Raw genomic sequence first — 16955 nt, forward strand, 5'->3', positions numbered from 1 at the left:
GGACGTGGCGCCGTGTCAGCCCCCGAGCCGCTCGCCCTCGGCGATCCGCACCCCGCGGGCCCAGTCCGCGGCCCGCATCGGCTTCTTGCCCTGGGCCTGCACCCAGACCAGCTCCACGGCGTACGAGCCGGTGCCGACGTAGACGTTGTTCTTCCCGGCGGAGATCTGCCCCGGGGCGAGATCCGTCCGGTCCGGCACGGGCGTGACCTGGATGAGCTTGAGCCGCTCACCGCGGAACGTGGTCCAAGCTCCGGGAGCCGGAGTGCAGCCCCGCACCATCCGGTCGACGCGCAGCGCGGGCGCGCTCCAGTCGATGCGGGCGTCCTCGACGTTGACCTTCGGGGCCAGGCTGATCCCCTCGGCCGGCTGCGGTACGGCCTTCAGCGTGCCGTCCTCGATCCCGTCCATGGTCGCCGCGAGCAGCCCGGCACCGGCGAACGCCAGCCGGGTCAGCAGGTCCCCGCTGGTGTCGGTGGACCGGATCTCCTCGGTGACCGTCCCGTAGACCGGCCCGGAGTCGAGCCCCTCCTCGATCAGGAACGTGGAAGCCCCGGTGATCTCGTCCCCGGCCATGATGGCGTGCTGCACGGGCGCGGCACCGCGCCAGGCCGGAAGCAGGGAGAAGTGCAGATTGACCCAGCCGTGTGCGGGGACGTCCAGGGCTACACGGGGCAGCAGGGCGCCGTAGGCGACGACGGGACAGCAGTCCGGCCCGATCTCCCGCAGCCGCTCCAGAAACTCGGGGTCCTTCGGCTTCGCGGGCTTCAGGACCTCGATCCCGGCCTCCTCCGCCCGCTCGGCGACGGGGGACGCGACGAGCCTGCGCCCCCGCCCGGCCGGCGCGTCGGGCCGCGTGACGACAGCGGCCACCTCGTGCCGCCCGGAGGCGAGAAGAGCGTCCAGAGCGGGAACGGCGACCTCGGGTGTACCGGCGAAGACGAGCTTCATGGGGTGGTGGGGGCCTCTCGGACGGGGTCGATGACGGGCAACGCAAGTCTATGAGCCCGCAACGGAAAGCCGCCGACGGCGCTCATCCCCCACGGGAGAGCCGGGCCACTCGACGGAGAGTTACGGGCGGTGCGCGGATGGGAGACCAGAGCCGACGGCCGAAGGCCGAGGCGCACGCCCCGCGCAAACGGGCGCACGCATCTGCCCCCGCGCCCCCACACCGTGACCCGCGGAGCGAATCCGCGTTGGTCAAGACAGAGTTGACCACAACGGGCCGCGATCGCGGCCCATTCCCTTTCAACGCCGGTTCGAGAGGCTTGTTCATGGCCGACCACGCAACCCACGACGCCCAGGCTCGGGCCAGCCTGCACTTGCTGGTGCGGGACATCGAGCGGGTCCGCCGGCAGGTGGACGCACTGCGCACACTCACCGCCCAGTTGGGCAACGTCTACCGCCCGCGCCGCTCCGGCCCCTCCACGGGTTTCGTCGTCTACGGACGTGCCCCCGCCCCGACGGTACGTCTCGCCCAGGAACTGCGGGACAGCGTCGAGACCCTGGTGACGGCGGCCGTGGACTTCGACCGCTCACTCGGCTTCTCGTGGGACGCGGTGGGCTCCGCGCTCGGAGTCACCAAACAGGCGGTCCACCGCCGTTACGGCGCACGCCGTGCCACGCCCCAGCCGGCCGCGGTCGAGGCGGAGCGCACACCGGAGCCGTCGGGCTCCCGCACGGTCAGTGTGAACACCGGCCTCCCCACGGTCCCGACGGTCCCGGCGGCCCGCTCCATGCCCACCCAGCCGACGGCGGGCAGCCCGGCACTCCGCGACGAGGCCAGGCCGACCGCTTTCCCCGGCCCGCGCAACGGCTGAGCCACCACCCTGCGCCCCTGCCCTCCCGGAGCGCCTCCGGGAGGGCAGCGACATATCCGGACGCTGCCGTCCCGGAGCCCCGCGAAAGCCACCCCGCCGAACCCTGGAAGTGGCTCACCCGATGTCCGCCGGATCGATCCGCACCCAGACCCCGCTCCCGCCGCCATTTCCGCTCCCACTCCCCCGAGCCATCCGCGCGGCCTGCGCGGCCTTCAGTGCGGCGGCCAGCGCGGCGCCCTTCCCCGGCGGCACCCGGATCAGCGCCCGCTCCCACTGCTCCCCCGGCGGCGGCGCCCCCGCCCGACGGGGTCGTCCCGCCACGGGGACGGGCAACGGCACCGGCCCCAGCACCTCGGCCTCCGCCGGCAGTTCTGCCGCACGGAGGAACTCGGCCACCGCTTCCGCCGGCCCCGACACCGCCGCCATCCGCGACACCGGCGGAAACCCCAGCTCGGCCCGCTCGGCGAGTTCCCGCACCGCGTGACCGACGGGGTCCCACCGTACGAGGGCCTGGACGGGCCGCAGGGTCGGCTCGGCCACGACCACCACCGTGCCGCCCGCCGGCTGCGGCCGGACGAGTGACCCGGCCGCGATCCACCGCCGCAGCGCGTCCTCCCCGGCGCGCAGATCGGGCCGCCCGAGCATGGCCCACCCGTCCAGCAGCAGCGCCGCCGCGTACCCGCCCTCCGCGACGGGCTCGGCCCCGGGCGTACTCACCACCAGCGCGGGCACCCCCGGCACCGTGTCGAGCACGTGTTCACGGCCCGAGGTACGCACCGGAACGGCGGGGAAGGCCCGTCCGAGCTCCTCGGCGGTCCGCCGTGCGCCCACCACCGAGGCACGCAGCCGGAAGGCACCGCACTCCGGGCAGTGCCAGCCGCTCTCCTCACGGCCGCACCACCCGCAGCACAACGCGCCGCCGTCCCGCGTCTCCAGCGGCCCGGCGCACTGCCGGCACCGCGCGGGCGCCCGGCAGTTGGCGCACGCCATGCGCGGCACGTATCCCCGCCGGGGCACCTGCACCAGCACCGGACCGTGCCGCAGACCGTCCCTGACGACCTGCCAGGCGAGAGTCGGCAGCCGTGCGGCCCGGGCGGCTTCGTCCCGTGCGAGGTCCCCGTCCCCGACGGTGCGGACGAGCGGAGCGGCGGCGCGCACCTGCTCACGCCCGGCGACCAGCGGGCGCGCCCACCCGCTTTCGACGAGCTGCGCGGCCTCCACCGTGCAGCCCCAGCTGCCCAGCAGGAAGCCGCACTTGTCCTGGGCGGCCCGCAGCAGCAGCACCTCGCGTGCGTGGGGCTGCGGGGCGTGCTGCTCGCTGTGGCTGTCGTCCCCGTCGTCCCAGAGGGCCACGAGCCCGAGGTCCTGGACCGGCGCGAACATCGCGGCCCGGGTCCCGATCACGGCCCGTACGGAGCCCCGCCGGACCGCGAGCCACTGCGCGTACCGCTTCTCGGGCCCCGCGTCGGCGGTGAGCACCGCGTGCCGCCCCTCCCCCAGCAGGGCGGTCAGGGCGGCGTCGACCCGCGCGACCGACCGCCCGTCGGGCAGGACGGCGAGGGCCCCGCGACCGGAGGCCAGCGTCGCCGCGACCGCCCGGGCCAGCTCCTCGCTCCACTCCGGGCCGGGCAGCGCGTTCCACACCGCCCGAGGCGCACCGCCGGAGGCCAGCGACTCCAGGAAGGCCGCTCCCCGCTCGTACCGCTGCCAGGAGCCCGCCTCGGGCGCCGGGGGCGACGGCAGCGGTGCGGGCGAGGGGCGCTGCTCCGCCCGGGCGTTGCGCGGCGGCACGGCGAGCTGGAGGACATCGGCGAGGCTGCCCGCGTACCGGTCGGCGACCGCCCGGGCCAGGCCCAGCAGTTCCTCGCTCAGCACCCGCTCGGGCGACACGACCTGGGCGAGGGCGGCCAGCGGCCCCGAGTAGTCGGACTCGGGCAGCCGCTCGACGAGGAACCCGTCGATCAGCCCGCCACCCTCACGCCGACCGTCCCGCACCCGGTGCCGCCCGGCCCCGAACCGCACCCGCACCCGCACGCCCGGCTGGGCCTGCTCGTCCAGCTCCTCGGGCACGGCGTAGTCGAAGTACCGGTCGAGATGGAGCACGCCCTTGTCGACGAGTACCCGCGCGACGGGCAGGTCCTTGGCGAGCGCGGCCCCCCGCCAGGTCCGCGGCTTGGCCCGGGGCGTCTTGGCCTGCCGCACACTCTCCCGGATGAGCGCGAGCTGCTCCGGCGGCGCACCCTCCGCGCCGCCGCCCGCCTGTTCGTTCTCGCTGCTCACGCTTGCATTCTTACCAAACGGCACTGACATCCGGCCGCGCCCGAGTACCCGTCGCGCGCACCCGGACGCACGACGAGGCCCGGCGCCCCGAAGGGTGCCGGGCCTCGCGAGGTACCTCGCCGGCGGCGGGGCCGCGGCCCCGCCGTCCTGCGGGGACTTACAGCCCCACGGCCTTGCGCAGCGCGTCCACGCGGTCCGTCCGCTCCCAGGTGAACTCGGGAAGCTCGCGGCCGAAGTGACCGTACGCCGCCGTCTGGGAGTAGATCGGGCGGAGCAGGTCGAGGTCGCGGATGATGGCGGCCGGACGGAGGTCGAAGACCTCGTCGATCGCCTTCTCGATCTTCTCCGTGTCGACCTTGGCGGTGCCGAAGGTCTCGACGAACAGACCGACCGGCTCGGCCTTGCCGATGGCGTACGCCACCTGGACCTCGCAGCGGGTGGCGAGACCCGCGGCGACCACGTTCTTGGCGACCCAGCGCATCGCGTACGCCGCCGAGCGGTCGACCTTGGACGGGTCCTTGCCGGAGAAGGCGCCGCCGCCGTGGCGGGCCATGCCGCCGTAGGTGTCGATGATGATCTTGCGGCCGGTCAGGCCGGCGTCGCCCATCGGGCCGCCGATCTCGAAGCGGCCGGTGGGGTTGACCAGGAGGCGGTAGTTCTCCGTGTCGAGCTTGATGCCCTCGTCGAGCAGCGCCTTGAGCTCCGGGTCGACGACGAACTCCTTGATGTCCGGAGCCAGGAGCGAGTCCAGGTCGATGTCCGAGGCGTGCTGCGAGGAGACCACGACGGTGTCGAGGCGGACCGCCTTGTCGCCGTCGTACTCGATGGTGACCTGCGTCTTGCCGTCCGGGCGCAGGTAGGGGATGGTGCCGTTCTTGCGCACGTCGGACAGGCGCTTCGACAGGCGGTGCGCCAGGAAGATCGGCAGCGGCATCAGCGTCGGCGTCTCGTCCGTCGCGTAGCCGAACATCAGGCCCTGGTCGCCCGCGCCCTGCTTGTCGAGTTCGTCCTCGTCGCCCTCGACACGGGACTCGTAAGCCGTGTCCACGCCCTGGGCGATGTCCGGGGACTGCGCGCCGATGGACACCGAGACGCCGCAGGAGGCGCCGTCGAAGCCCTTCTTCGAGGAGTCGTAGCCGATTTCGAGGATCTTGCTCCGGACCAGCGTCGCGATGTCCGCGTACGTCTTGGTCGTGACCTCGCCGGCCACGTGCACCAGGCCGGTCGTGATCAGGGTTTCGACGGCGACCCGGGAGGTCGGGTCCTCGCGGAGCAGCGCGTCGAGAATGGTGTCGCTGATCTGGTCAGCGATCTTGTCGGGGTGACCCTCGGTCACGGACTCCGAGGTGAACAGGCGACGGGACACAACGCTCCCTGGGGTTGCAGCGGCTGCTGGCTGATCATTTGGCGGACGGCGGGGGCTGCACCCGGCGCCGTCCGTGGAACAGCTTATCGGTCACGCTTGGGCCACGGTCTCCCTGTCTCGACACTCGGAAGCGCTGTGACCTGCGGCACAGGCATTCTGCCCAATGCCGTGCTGCGTTGGCCAGAGGCGCCACGCCCCGATCGGCGGGTTTCACGGGGGCGCAGGGGGACCGAAACATCAGCGAAGTCGCTCGGCCACCAGGTCCCAGACGGTTTCGGCCAGGGCTTCCTTGGGGCCGTGCGGCACCGGGGTCTCACTGCCGTCGGTGCCGAGGACGACGGCCTCGTTCTCCTCGGAGCCGAAGGTCCTGCTCTCTCCGACCTCGTTCACCACCAGCAGATCACAGCCCTTGCGCTTCAGTTTCGCGCGGCCGTTGGCGAGCACGTCGTCGGTCTCCGCCGCGAAGCCGACGATCACCTGTCCCGGGCGTACGCGGTCAGCGGAGATCTCCGCGAGGATGTCCGGATTCCGCACCAGGGTGATCGGCTCGGGTTCCTGGTCGTCCTTCTTCTTGATCTTCCCGGCCGCGTACACCGCCGGGCGGAAGTCCGCCACCGCCGCCGCCATGACCACCGCGTCCGCGTCGGCGGAGGCCTTCAGCACCGCCTCGCGCAGCTGCACGGCGGTGCCGACGGGGACGATGTCCACGCCGGCCGGGTCGGGCAGGGCGCTGTTGGCCGCGATCAGCGTGACGCGGGCGCCGCGGGCGGCCGCGGTGCGGGCGAGGGCGTAGCCCTGCTTGCCGGACGAGCGGTTGCCGAGGAACCGGACGGGGTCCAGGGGCTCGCGGGTGCCGCCGGCGCTGACCACGACATGCCGGCCCTTCAGGTCCGGCTCGGTCACGCCCCGGGCCAGCACCCGGCGGCAGACCTCGAAGATCTCGCCCGGGCCGGGCAGCCGGCCCTTGCCGGTGTCGACTCCGGTGAGACGGCCCACGGCCGGTTCGATGACGAGGGCGCCTCGGCGGCGCAGCGTCGCCACATTTTCCTGGGTGGCCGGGTGCTCCCACATCTCCGTGTGCATGGCGGGGGCGAAGACGACCGGGCAGCGGGCGGTGAGCAGCGTGTTGGTCAGGAGGTCGTCGGCGAGGCCGTGGGCCGCCTTGGCGAGCATGTCGGCGGTGGCGGGGGCGACGACGACCAGGTCGGCGTGCTGTCCGATGCGGACGTGCGGGACCTCCTGCACGTCGTCCCATACCTGCGTGGAGACCGGGTTCCCGGAGAGCGCGGACCAGGTGGCGGCGCCGACGAAGTGCAGTGCGGAGGCGGTGGGTACCACGCGCACGTCATGACCCGACTCCGTCAGCCGCCGCAGCAGCTCACAGGCCTTGTACGCGGCGATGCCGCCGCTGACCCCCAGAACGACCTTCGGCTTGTCCACGTCTCTCCCCGGACCTCGGCAACCGGCACAACGTACGACTCCATGACACACCACAGGCCCGGCAGTCGGCCTGCCGGGCCTGTGGAAAAGTCAGCGTCGAGCTGCAAATAGTACTTACTGCGCCGGACCCTCGACGGCCTCGGACGTCAGCAGCCCCGCGTTGATCTCGCGAAGGGAGATCGAGAGCGGCTTCTCGTGGACGTGGGTGTCGACGAGAGGACCGACGTACTCGAGGAGACCCTCGCCGAGCTGCGAGTAGTACGCGTTGATCTGGCGGGCCCGCTTGGCCGCGTAGATCACGAGGCTGTACTTCGAGTCGGTGGCCTCGAGGAGCTCGTCGATCGGCGGGTTGATGATGCCCTCGGGCGCGGAGATGGAAGAGGACACGCTCTACCTTCCGATGGATGGGAAAGATTCTGTCGGGGTGATCAGCGAGACCCGGAATCGATCAGCGATGGTCACACGACGTCCACCAAGGCTAGCAGCTCGCGAGCCACGTCCTCGACGGAGGTGTTGACCAGGGTCGTATCGAACTCCGGCTCGGCGGCCAGTTCGGTCTTCGCCGCCTGGAGCCGGCGCTCGATCACCTCGGGCGGTTCGGTGCCCCGCCCGGTGAGTCTGCGCACCAGCTCCTCCCAGGAGGGGGGAGCCAGGAACACCAGCCGGGCCTCGGGCATCGACTCCCGGACCAGACGGGCGCCCTGGAGGTCGATCTCGAGGAGGACGGGCTCGCCCTTCTCCAGACGCTCCTGCACGGCCGCACGCGGCGTGCCGTAGCGGTTGCCGGCGAACTCGGCCCACTCCAGCAGTTCGCCGTTGGCGATCAGCTTGTCCATCTCGTCGTCGGTGACGAAGAAATAGTGGACCCCGTGCTTCTCACCGGGGCGGGGCTTGCGGGTCGTCGCCGACACCGAGAGCCAGACCTCGGGGTGTTCCTTGCGCATATGGGCGACGACCGTGCTCTTGCCGACCCCGGAGGGGCCGGAGAGCACGGTCAGCCGCGGACGTACGTCCGGGGGTACGGGGGTCGTCCCCCGGGGTGTTGCAGCCATGCAGCGATTATCCAGCAATCCCGGAGTGCCCGGGACTCGCTTCCCCGGAAGGACCGGTTCAGGAGCCGGTGCTGCCGAACTCGCGCTCCAAGGAGGCGATCTGGTTGGAACCGAGGCCGCGCACACGACGGCTCTCGGAGATACCGAGTCGCTCCATGATCTGCTTGGCGCGGACCTTGCCCACGCCCGGGAGCGACTCGAGGAGGGCGGAGACCTTCATCTTGCCGATGACGTCGTTCTCCTGGCCCTGCTTGATGACCTCGTGAAGGGAGGCGCCGGAGTGCTTGAGTCGATTCTTGACCTCGGCCCGCTCCCGGCGAGCCGCGGCGGCCTTTTCGAGCGCGGCTGCGCGCTGTTCAGGGGTAAGGGGCGGAAGAGCCACGCCTACGTCACCTCGGATGTCGAACTGTCGGATACGGACCGGTGAGGAACCTAGTCGCCCCACACCTGGGGAGCTACGAGCAACACGCTTGCCCGTTCACTCTCGTCGGAGACTAGCGGGCAAGTCCGCCAGAGTCAGCGAGAACAGCGGAAAAGTCCTGGTCAGCCTTCATCTGAAGGGACATTTAGGACATACTGCCCCGGATTTGAGGATGTATTCAGACTCAAGCCTCCCCCGGAGCACTCATCGGAGGACTCCGGAAGAGGTCGGGAGGACGTCAGGAGGAGGTCACGGTGTGACGGATCTCCTCCGCGAAGCGCTCCGCGGCATCACGCAGCGTGACCGCGTCGGGACCGTGGCGTAGCACTCCCCGGCTGACGTTCGGCACGACATTGCGCACCGCCGTCCCGAAGACCCGGGGAAGATCGGCCGACGTGGCCCCCTGGGCACCGATGCCGGGCGCGAGGAGCGGGCCGTTGATGTCCAGGTCGTACGACGACAGGTCACCGAGCGTCGCGCCGACGACCGCGCCGAAGGACCCCAGGGGCTCCTCCCCCGCGTTCTCGGCGGACAGGTGCGCGAGCATGGTCGCTCCGATGTTCCGGCCGTCGGAGCGCACGGCGTGCTGGACCTCGCCGCCCTCCGGGTTGGAGGTGAGCGCCAGCACGAACAGCCCGGCGCCGCTCTCCCGCGCCAGCGCGACGGCCGGGCTCAGCGAGCCGTAGCCGAGGTAGGGCGAGACGGTCAGCGCGTCGGAGAACAGCGGGGCGTCCTTGTGCAGGAAGGACTCGGCGTACGCGGCCATGGTCGAGCCGATGTCGCCGCGCTTGGCGTCCATCACGACCAGCGCGCCCGCGGCCCGCGCCTCGGCCACCGACTTCTCCAGGACGGCGACGCCGCGCGAGCCGAACCGCTCGAAGAACGCGCTCTGCGGCTTGAGCACGGCGACCCGGTCGGCCAGCGCCTCGACGACCGTGTGGCTGAACCGCTCCAGTCCTGCCACGTCGTCGTCGAGGCCCCACTCGGCGAGCAGGGAGGCGTGCGGGTCGATGCCGACGCACAGCGGGCCGCGCTCGTCCATGGCGCGGCGCAGACGGGCGCCGAAGGGTTCGAGACCGGTCATGCCGTCTTCCTCACGTCGGCGCCCACCGCGTCGGCGAGCGTGGCGTAGGGGCTGGTGCGCAGGCGCGCGGCGAGCCCCTTGTGGAGGGCGCGAGCGTAGAGCGGCCCCTCGTAGATGAAGGCGCTGTAGCCCTGGACCAGCGTGGCGCCGGCCAGGATGCGCTGCCAGGCGTCCTCGGCGTTCTCCACGCCCCCGACGCCCACCAGGGTGATCCGGTCGCCCACGCGCGCGTAGAGACGGCGCAGGACCTCCAGGGAGCGTTCCTTCAGGGGTGCTCCGGACAGGCCGCCGGTCTCCTTGACCAGGGAGGGGTCGGACTTCAGGCCGAGTCCCTCGCGCGCGATGGTGGTGTTCGTGGCGATGATCCCGTCCAGGCCGAGTTCCACGGCGAGGTCGGCGACGGCGTCGATGTCCTCGTCGGCGAGGTCCGGCGCGATCTTGACCAGGAGGGGGACGCGACGCGCGGGCACCGCGCGGTCGGCGGCCTCGCGGACCGCGCTCAGCAGGGGGCGCAGCGCCTGAGTGGCCTGGAGGTTGCGCAGCCCGGGCGTGTTCGGGGAGGAGACGTTGACCACGAGGTAGTCGGCGTAGGGCGCCAGCCGCTCGGCGGACTTCACGTAGTCCGCGACGGCCTCCTCCTCGGGTACGGCCTTGGTCTTGCCGATGTTGACGCCGACGACGGTCTTGAAGACGGGCGTCCGGGAGGCCAGGCGGGCGGCGACGCGGAGCGACCCGTCGTTGTTGAAGCCCATGCGGTTGATCAGCGCCCGGTCCTTGACCAGGCGAAACAGCCGCTGCTTGGGGTTGCCGGGCTGGGGCTCGCCGGTGACCGTGCCGATCTCGACGTGGTCGAAGCCGAGCATGGCCATGCCGTCGATGCCTACGGCGTTCTTGTCGAAGCCCGCGGCGAGACCGAAGGGGCCGTGCATGCGCAGCCCGAAGGCCTCCGTGCGCAGCTCCTTGTGGCGGGGCGCGAGGGCGGCCGCGAGGAAGGTGCGCAGGACGGGGACGCGGGCGGCCAGCCGGACCCAGCGGAAGGCGAGGTGGTGGGCCTGCTCCGGGTCCATCCGCTTGAAGAGCAGACTGAAAAAGATCTTGTACATGGTGTCCTCACGAAGACATGGGCGTCCTCACGAAGAGGGGGACACCGTTTCCGGTGTCCCCCTCGGGGCTGCTAGTCGCGGGCCGCGGTCAGGTGTTCCGCGTGTTCCTGGAGCGATCGGACGCTCACGTCGCCGCGGTTGAGGGCGTCGATGCCCTGGACCGCCGCCGCGAGCGCCTGGACCGTCGTCAGGCACGGCACGGAGCGGGCCACGGCCGCCGTACGGATGTCGTAGCCGTCGAGGCGCCCGCCGGTGCCGTACGGGGTGTTGACGATGAGGTCGACCTCGCCGTCGTGGATGAGCTGGACGATGGTCTTCTCGCCGTTCGGGCCGGTGCCCTCGGACTGCTTGCGCACGATCGTGGCGTTGATGCCGTTGCGCTTGAGCACCTCGGCCGTGCCGGACGTGGCGAGAAGCTCGAAGCCGTGGGCGACCAGCTCGCGGGCCGGGAAGATCATGGAGCGCTTGTCGCGGTTGGCGACCGAGATGAACGCGCGGCCCTTGGTGGGCAGCGGGCCGTAGGCGCCCGCCTGCGACTTGGCGTACGCCGTGCCGAAGACGGAGTCGATACCCATGACCTCACCGGTGGAGCGCATCTCCGGGCCGAGGACCGTGTCGACGCCGCGGCCGTGGATGTCGCGGAAGCGCGACCACGGCATGACGGCCTCCTTGACGGAGATCGGCGCGTCGAACGGCAGCTCGCCGCCGTCGCCGTCGGCCGGCAGCAGGCCCTCGGCGCGCAGCTCGGCGATCGTGGCGCCCAGCGAGATCCGGGCGGCGGCCTTCGCCAGCGGCACCGCGGTCGCCTTCGAGGTGAAGGGGACGGTCCGGGAGGCGCGCGGGTTGGCCTCCAGGACGTAGAGGATGTCGCCCGCGAGCGCGAACTGGATGTTGATCAGGCCGCGCACCCCGACGCCCTTGGCGATGCCCTCCGTGGAGGCGCGCAGGCGTTTGATGTCGAAGCCGCCGAGCGTGATCGGGGGCAGGGCGCACGCCGAGTCGCCGGAGTGGATGCCGGCCTCCTCGATGTGCTCCATGACGCCGCCGAGGTAGAGCTCCTCGCCGTCGTAGAGCGCGTCGACGTCGATCTCGATCGCGTCGTCGAGGAACCGGTCGACCAGGACCGGCCGGGAGGGGCTGATCTCGGTCGACTCGGCGATGTACGCCTCCAGGCGCGTCTCGTCGTAGACGATCTCCATGCCGCGCCCGCCGAGGACGTACGACGGGCGGACCAGGACCGGATAGCCGATCTCGTCGGCGATGGCCTTGGCCTCGGAGAAAGTGGTGGCGGTGCCGTGCTTGGGTGCCGGGAGGCCGGCCTCCTTGAGGACCCGGCCGAAGGCGCCCCGGTCCTCGGCGGCGTGGATGGCCTCCGGGGACGTGCCGACGATCGGCACGCCGTTGTCCTTCAGCGCCTGCGACAGGCCCAGCGGGGTCTGGCCGCCGAGCTGGACGATGACGCCCGCGACCGGGCCGGCCTGCTGCTCGGCGTGGACGATCTCCAGCACGTCTTCCAGCGTCAGCGGCTCGAAGTACAGACGGTCGGAGGTGTCGTAGTCCGTCGAGACGGTCTCCGGGTTGCAGTTGACCATCACGGTCTCGTAGCCGGCGTCGCTCAGCGCGAAGGAGGCGTGGACGCAGGAGTAGTCGAACTCGATGCCCTGGCCGATGCGGTTCGGGCCGGAGCCCAGGATGATGACGGCGGCCTTCTCGCGGGGCGCGACCTCGGTCTCCTCGTCGTAGGAGGAGTAGAAGTACGGCGTCTTCGCGGCGAACTCGGCGGCGCAGGTGTCGACCGTCTTGTAGACCGGGCGGATGCCGAGCGCGTGCCGGACCTCGCGGACGACGTCCTCGCGCAGGCCGCGGATCTCGCCGATCTGCGTGTCGGAGAAGCCGTGCCGCTTGGCCTCGGCGAGCAGGCCGGTGGTCAGCTCGGGGGCCTCGGCCAGCTCGTCCGCGATCTCCTTGATCAGGAAGAGCTGGTCGACGAACCAGGGGTCGATCTTCGTGTACTCGAAGACCTCCTCGGGCGTGGCGCCCGCGCGGATGGCCTGCATGACGGTGTTGATACGGCCGTCGGTGGGACGCACCGCCTCGCGGAGCAGCTCCTCCTTGTCGCCGGGCTCCCCGACGAAGGTGAACTGGCTGCCCTTCTTCTCCAGCGAGCGCAGGGCCTTCTGGAAGGCCTCGGTGAAGTTGCGGCCGATGGCCATGGCCTCGCCGACCGACTTCATGGTGGTGGTCAGGGTGGAGTCCGCGCTCGGGAACTTCTCGAAGGCGAAGCGCGGGGCCTTCACGACCACGTAGTCGAGCGTCGGCTCGAAGGAGGCGGGGGTCTCCTGCGTGATGTCGTTCGGGATCTCGTCCAGCGTGTAGCCGACGGCGAGCTTGGCGGCGATCTTGGCGATCGGGAAGCCGGTCGCCTTGGAGGCGAGCGCCGAGGACCGGGACACGCGCGGGTTCATCTCGATGACGATGACGCGGCCGTCCTCGGGGTTCACCGCGAACTGGATGTTGCAGCCGCCGGTGTCGACGCCGACCTCGCGGATGACGGCGATGCCGATGTCGCGGAGGGTCTGGTACTCGCGGTCCGTCAGCGTCATCGCGGGCGCGACGGTGATGGAGTCGCCGGTGTGCACGCCCATGGGGTCGAAGTTCTCGATGGAGCAGACCACCACGACGTTGTCGTGCTTGTCGCGCATCAGCTCCAGCTCGTACTCCTTCCAGCCGAGGATGGACTCCTCCAGGAGCACCTCGGTGGTCGGCGAGAGCGTGAGGCCCTGCCCGGCGATGCGGCGCAGTTCCTCCTCGTCGTGCGCGAAGCCGGAGCCGGCGCCGCCCATGGTGAAGGACGGGCGGACGACGACCGGGTAGCCGCCGAGCTCCTCGACGCCGTTGAGGACGTCGTCCATGGAGTGGCAGATGTAGGACCGGGCGGACTCGCCGTGGCCGATCTTCTTGCGGACCTCCTCGACGACCTCCTTGAACAGGTCGCGGTCCTCGCCCTTGTTGATGGCCTCCACATTGGCGCCGATCAGCTCGACGCCGTACTTCTCCAGGACGCCGTTGCCGTGCAGCGAGATCGCGGTGTTCAGCGCCGTCTGGCCGCCCAGGGTGGGCAGCAGCGCGTCCGGGCGCTCCTTGGCGATGATCTTCTCGACGAACTCGGGGGTGATCGGCTCGACGTAGGTGGCGTCCGCGATCTCCGGGTCGGTCATGATCGTCGCCGGGTTGGAGTTCACCAGGACGACCCGCAGGCCCTCGGCCTTCAGGACGCGGCAAGCCTGGGTGCCGGAGTAGTCGAACTCGGCGGCCTGGCCGATGACGATCGGGCCGGAGCCGATGACCAGGACGGACTGGATATCGGTGCGCTTAGGCACGCTGGCCCTCCATCAGGGATACGAAGCGGTCGAACAGGTAGGCGGCGTCGTGCGGGCCGGCTGCCGCTTCGGGGTGGTACTGGACGCTGAACGCGGGGCGGTCGAGGAGCTGGAGCCCCTCCACCACGTTGTCGTTCAGGCAGACGTGGGACACCTCGGCGCGGCCGAACGGGGTCTCGGAGACCTGGTCGAGCGGGGCGTCGACGGCGAAGCCGTGGTTGTGCGCGGTGACCTCGACCTTGCCGGTCGTCCGGTCCTGCACCGGCTGGTTGATGCCGCGGTGGCCGTACTTCAGCTTGTAGGTGCCGAAGCCGAGCGCGCGGCCCAGGATCTGGTTGCCGAAGCAGATGCCGAACAGCGGGGTGCCGCGCTCCAGGACGCCCCGCATGACGGAGACGGGGTGGTCGGCGGTGGCCGGGTCGCCCGGGCCGTTGGAGAAGAACACGCCGTCCGGGTTGACCGCGTAGACGTCCTCGACGGTCGCGGTCGCCGGGAGCACGTGCACCTCGATGCCGCGCTCGGCCATGCGGTGCGGGGTCATGCCCTTGATGCCGAGGTCGACGGCGGCGACGGTGAACTTCTTCTCGCCGATCGCGGGGACGACGTACGGCTCGGTGGTGGCGACCTCGGCGGAGAGGTTCGCGCCCTTCATCTGCGGGGCTTCCTGCACGCGCGCGAGGAGTGCGCTGTCGTCCCTGACGGCGTCGCCGCTGAAGATGCCGACGCGCATCGCGCCGCGCTCGCGCAGGTGGCGGGTGAGGGCGCGGGTGTCGATGCCGGAGATGCCGACGACGCCCTGCGCGGCCAGCTCCTCGTCCAGCGAGCGCCGGGAGCGCCAGTTGGACGGCACGCGCGCGGGGTCGCGCACGACGTAGCCGGAGACCCAGATCCTCTTGGACTCCATGTCCTCGTCGTTGACTCCGGTGTTGCCGACGTGCGGGGCGGTCATCACCACGACCTGGCGGTGGTACGACGGGTCGGTGAGGGTCTCCTGGTAGCCGGTCATGCCGGTGGAGAACACCGCTTCGCCGAAGGTCTCCCCCACGGCCCCGTAGGCACGGCCGCGGAAGACCCGGCCGTCCTCCAGGACGAGTACGGCGGGAGTTTTGGCGGCTCCCCTGGTGGAGGTGGTCATCGTTCGGCGCCTTCCCTGCTGTTTGTTTCGATCATGGAGTTGATGGCCTCGACCCACTCGTTGTGTTCGGCCGCGTGGTCGGAGCGGAAGCCGGAGTCGATCAGCTTGTCTCCGTGCTCCCAGGTGACGACGAGCAGGCCGCCCTCGGTGAGCACCTTGCCGGCGATGCCCTTGTCGAGCCGGGCCTCGCGCAGCTGTGCGGCCGGGACGAAGAAGTCGCTCGCCCCGGGGCGTACGACGTCCAGTCCGGCGTCCGTGAGAGTCAGCTCGACGCGGCTGCGGGTGCCCAGGCCGTGCGCGACGATGCGGTCGAGCCACTGTCCGGCGGTGGTGGAGCCGTGGTAGCGGCCGCTCGTCGTCAGGACCGCCGGGCCCGTCTCGTCCGGGGTCGTGGGCAGCTCGGGCAGGTCGCCCTGGAGCGTGCCGCGCCACTTCCAGCCCTCGCGCATCAGCCAGTAAATGAGCGCGACGAACAGGGCGAGGCCGACGACCCAGCCGATGCGGGCGGCCCAGTCGGTCACTTGCGCCGATTCCTTCTCGGCGGCCAGCAGGAGTACAGGTGTCACGTGAGCTTCCCGTCGACGAGCGTGGCCTGGCCCCGCAGCCACGTGTGCGTCACACGGCCCGGCAGCTCACGACCCTCGTAGGGGGTGTTGCGGCTGCGCGAGGCGAAGCCCGCGGGGTCCACAGAGCCACGGTATGCCGTGTCGACGAGGGTGAGGTTGGCGGGCTCACCTGCCGAGACGGGACGGCCGTGCCCCTTGGCCTGTCCGATCCGCGCGGGCTTGAAGGACATGCGGTCGGCGACGCCGGCCCAGTCCAGCAAGCCCGTGTCGACCATGGTCTCCTGCACCACTGACAACGCGGTCTCCAGGCCGACCATGCCCATGGCGGCCGCGGCCCACTCGCAGTCCTTGTCCTCGTGCGGGTGCGGGGCGTGGTCGGTGGCGACGATGTCGATCGTGCCGTCGGCGAGCGCCTCGCGCAGGGCCATCACGTCGCGCTCGGTGCGCAGCGGCGGGTTGACCTTGTAGACGGGGTTGTACGTGCGGACCAGCTCGTCGGTGAGGAGCAGGTGGTGCGGGGTGACCTCGGCGGTGACGTCGATGCCGCGGGACTTGGCCCAGCGGACGATCTCGACGGACCCGGCGGTCGACAGGTGGCAGATGTGCACGCGGGAGCCGACGTGGTCGGCGAGCAGGACATCCCGGGCGATGATCGATTCTTCGGCCACCGCCGGCCAGCCCCCGAGCCCCAGTTGCGCGGAGACCACGCCCTCGTTCATCTCGGCGCCCTCGGTCAGCCGCGGCTCCTGCGCGTGCTGCGCGACGACACCGCCGAACGCCTTCACGTACTCCAGGGCCCGGCGCATGATCACCGCGTCGTGGACGCACTTGCCGTCGTCGGAGAAGACGGTGACCCCGGCGGCCGACTCGTGCATGGCGCCCAGCTCGGCAAGCTTGCGGCCCTCCAGGCCGACGGTGACGGCACCGATCGGCTGGACGTCGCAGTAGCCGTGCTCCTTGCCGAGCCGCCAGACCTGCTCGACGACACCGGCGGTGTCGGCGACCGGGAAGGTGTTGGCCATGGCGAACACGGTGGTGTAGCCGCCGCTCGCCGCCGCACGCGTACCGGTGAGGACGGTCTCGGAGTCCTCGCGGCCCGGCTCCCGCAGATGCGTGTGCAGGTCGACCAGGCCCGGCAGCAGCACCTTGCCCTCGGCCTCGACGACCTCCGCGCCCTCGGCGGACAGCCCGCTGCCGCTCCAGTCGATTTCGCCCTGCCGGGCGGTGGCCGCGATCGTCCCGCCGTCGATCAGCACGTCCTGCGGCTCGCCGCCCAGCACCTTCGCACCACGGATCAGGATCTTGCTCATC

14 protein-coding genes are annotated in these 16955 nt (G+C 71.3%); 1 reads left to right on the forward strand and 13 read right to left on the reverse strand.

Annotated elements, in window-relative coordinates; all coding sequences use genetic code 11:
* Positions 1-15 precede the first annotated feature (15 nt).
* Positions 16-948: a methionyl-tRNA formyltransferase gene (fmt, locus tag QC385_RS39470; RefSeq protein WP_279546235.1), complete on the reverse strand. Its 933-nt coding sequence runs from the start codon at positions 946-948 to the stop codon at positions 16-18.
* Between the two features lie 323 nt (positions 949-1271).
* On the opposite strand from fmt, the gene QC385_RS39475 reads away from it, so the two are divergent.
* Positions 1272-1817, forward strand: coding sequence for a hypothetical protein (locus QC385_RS39475; RefSeq protein ID WP_279546236.1), 546 nt, complete (start codon positions 1272-1274; stop codon positions 1815-1817).
* Between the two features lie 114 nt (positions 1818-1931).
* On the opposite strand, the gene QC385_RS39480 is transcribed toward QC385_RS39475, so the two are convergent.
* From QC385_RS39480 to QC385_RS39535, 12 genes are all read right to left on the reverse strand, one after another.
* Positions 1932-4097, reverse strand: a complete 2166-nt coding sequence (locus QC385_RS39480) for a primosomal protein N' (protein WP_279546237.1) — start codon at positions 4095-4097, stop codon at positions 1932-1934.
* A gap of 157 nt (positions 4098-4254) precedes the next feature.
* On the reverse strand, positions 4255-5463 hold the full coding sequence (gene metK / locus QC385_RS39485) for a methionine adenosyltransferase (protein WP_086599754.1): 1209 nt from the start codon (positions 5461-5463) through the stop codon (positions 4255-4257).
* Positions 5464-5700: 237 nt separating this feature from the next.
* Positions 5701-6903: a bifunctional phosphopantothenoylcysteine decarboxylase/phosphopantothenate--cysteine ligase CoaBC gene (gene coaBC, locus QC385_RS39490; protein ID WP_279546238.1), complete on the reverse strand. Its 1203-nt coding sequence runs from the start codon at positions 6901-6903 to the stop codon at positions 5701-5703.
* 114 nt (positions 6904-7017) lie between these two features.
* Positions 7018-7290, reverse strand: a complete 273-nt coding sequence (rpoZ, locus tag QC385_RS39495; protein WP_030247008.1) for a DNA-directed RNA polymerase subunit omega — start codon at positions 7288-7290, stop codon at positions 7018-7020.
* A gap of 71 nt (positions 7291-7361) precedes the next feature.
* A complete protein-coding gene (gmk, locus tag QC385_RS39500; RefSeq protein ID WP_150479760.1) occupies positions 7362-7955 on the reverse strand; it encodes a guanylate kinase in 594 nt (197 codons plus the stop codon).
* 58 nt (positions 7956-8013) lie between these two features.
* Positions 8014-8337, reverse strand: a complete 324-nt coding sequence (locus QC385_RS39505; protein ID WP_003977346.1) for an integration host factor — start codon at positions 8335-8337, stop codon at positions 8014-8016.
* Positions 8338-8614: 277 nt separating this feature from the next.
* Positions 8615-9460, reverse strand: coding sequence for an orotidine-5'-phosphate decarboxylase (pyrF, locus tag QC385_RS39510; protein ID WP_279546239.1), 846 nt, complete (start codon positions 9458-9460; stop codon positions 8615-8617).
* On the reverse strand, positions 9457-10563 hold the full coding sequence (locus tag QC385_RS39515; RefSeq protein ID WP_279546240.1) for a quinone-dependent dihydroorotate dehydrogenase: 1107 nt from the start codon (positions 10561-10563) through the stop codon (positions 9457-9459). The genes pyrF and QC385_RS39515 overlap by 4 nt, the downstream gene beginning before the upstream one ends.
* Positions 10564-10634: 71 nt before the next feature.
* Positions 10635-13943, reverse strand: a complete 3309-nt coding sequence (gene carB, locus QC385_RS39520; protein ID WP_279546241.1) for a carbamoyl-phosphate synthase large subunit — start codon at positions 13941-13943, stop codon at positions 10635-10637.
* Entirely contained in the window at positions 13936-15078 is a 1143-nt protein-coding gene (carA, locus tag QC385_RS39525; protein WP_279546242.1) for a glutamine-hydrolyzing carbamoyl-phosphate synthase small subunit, read from the reverse strand. The genes carB and carA overlap by 8 nt, the downstream gene beginning before the upstream one ends.
* Positions 15075-15644: a PH-like domain-containing protein gene (locus tag QC385_RS39530; protein ID WP_279546243.1), complete on the reverse strand. Its 570-nt coding sequence runs from the start codon at positions 15642-15644 to the stop codon at positions 15075-15077. The genes carA and QC385_RS39530 overlap by 4 nt, the downstream gene beginning before the upstream one ends.
* Positions 15641-16954, reverse strand: a complete 1314-nt coding sequence (locus QC385_RS39535) for a dihydroorotase (RefSeq protein WP_279546244.1) — start codon at positions 16952-16954, stop codon at positions 15641-15643. The genes QC385_RS39530 and QC385_RS39535 overlap by 4 nt, the downstream gene beginning before the upstream one ends.
* Between the last annotated feature and the right edge of the window lies 1 nt (position 16955).

The organism is Streptomyces sp. DH10 (genome assembly GCF_029813805.1).
Taxonomy (GTDB): Bacteria; Actinomycetota; Actinomycetes; order Streptomycetales; family Streptomycetaceae; genus Streptomyces; species Streptomyces coeruleofuscus.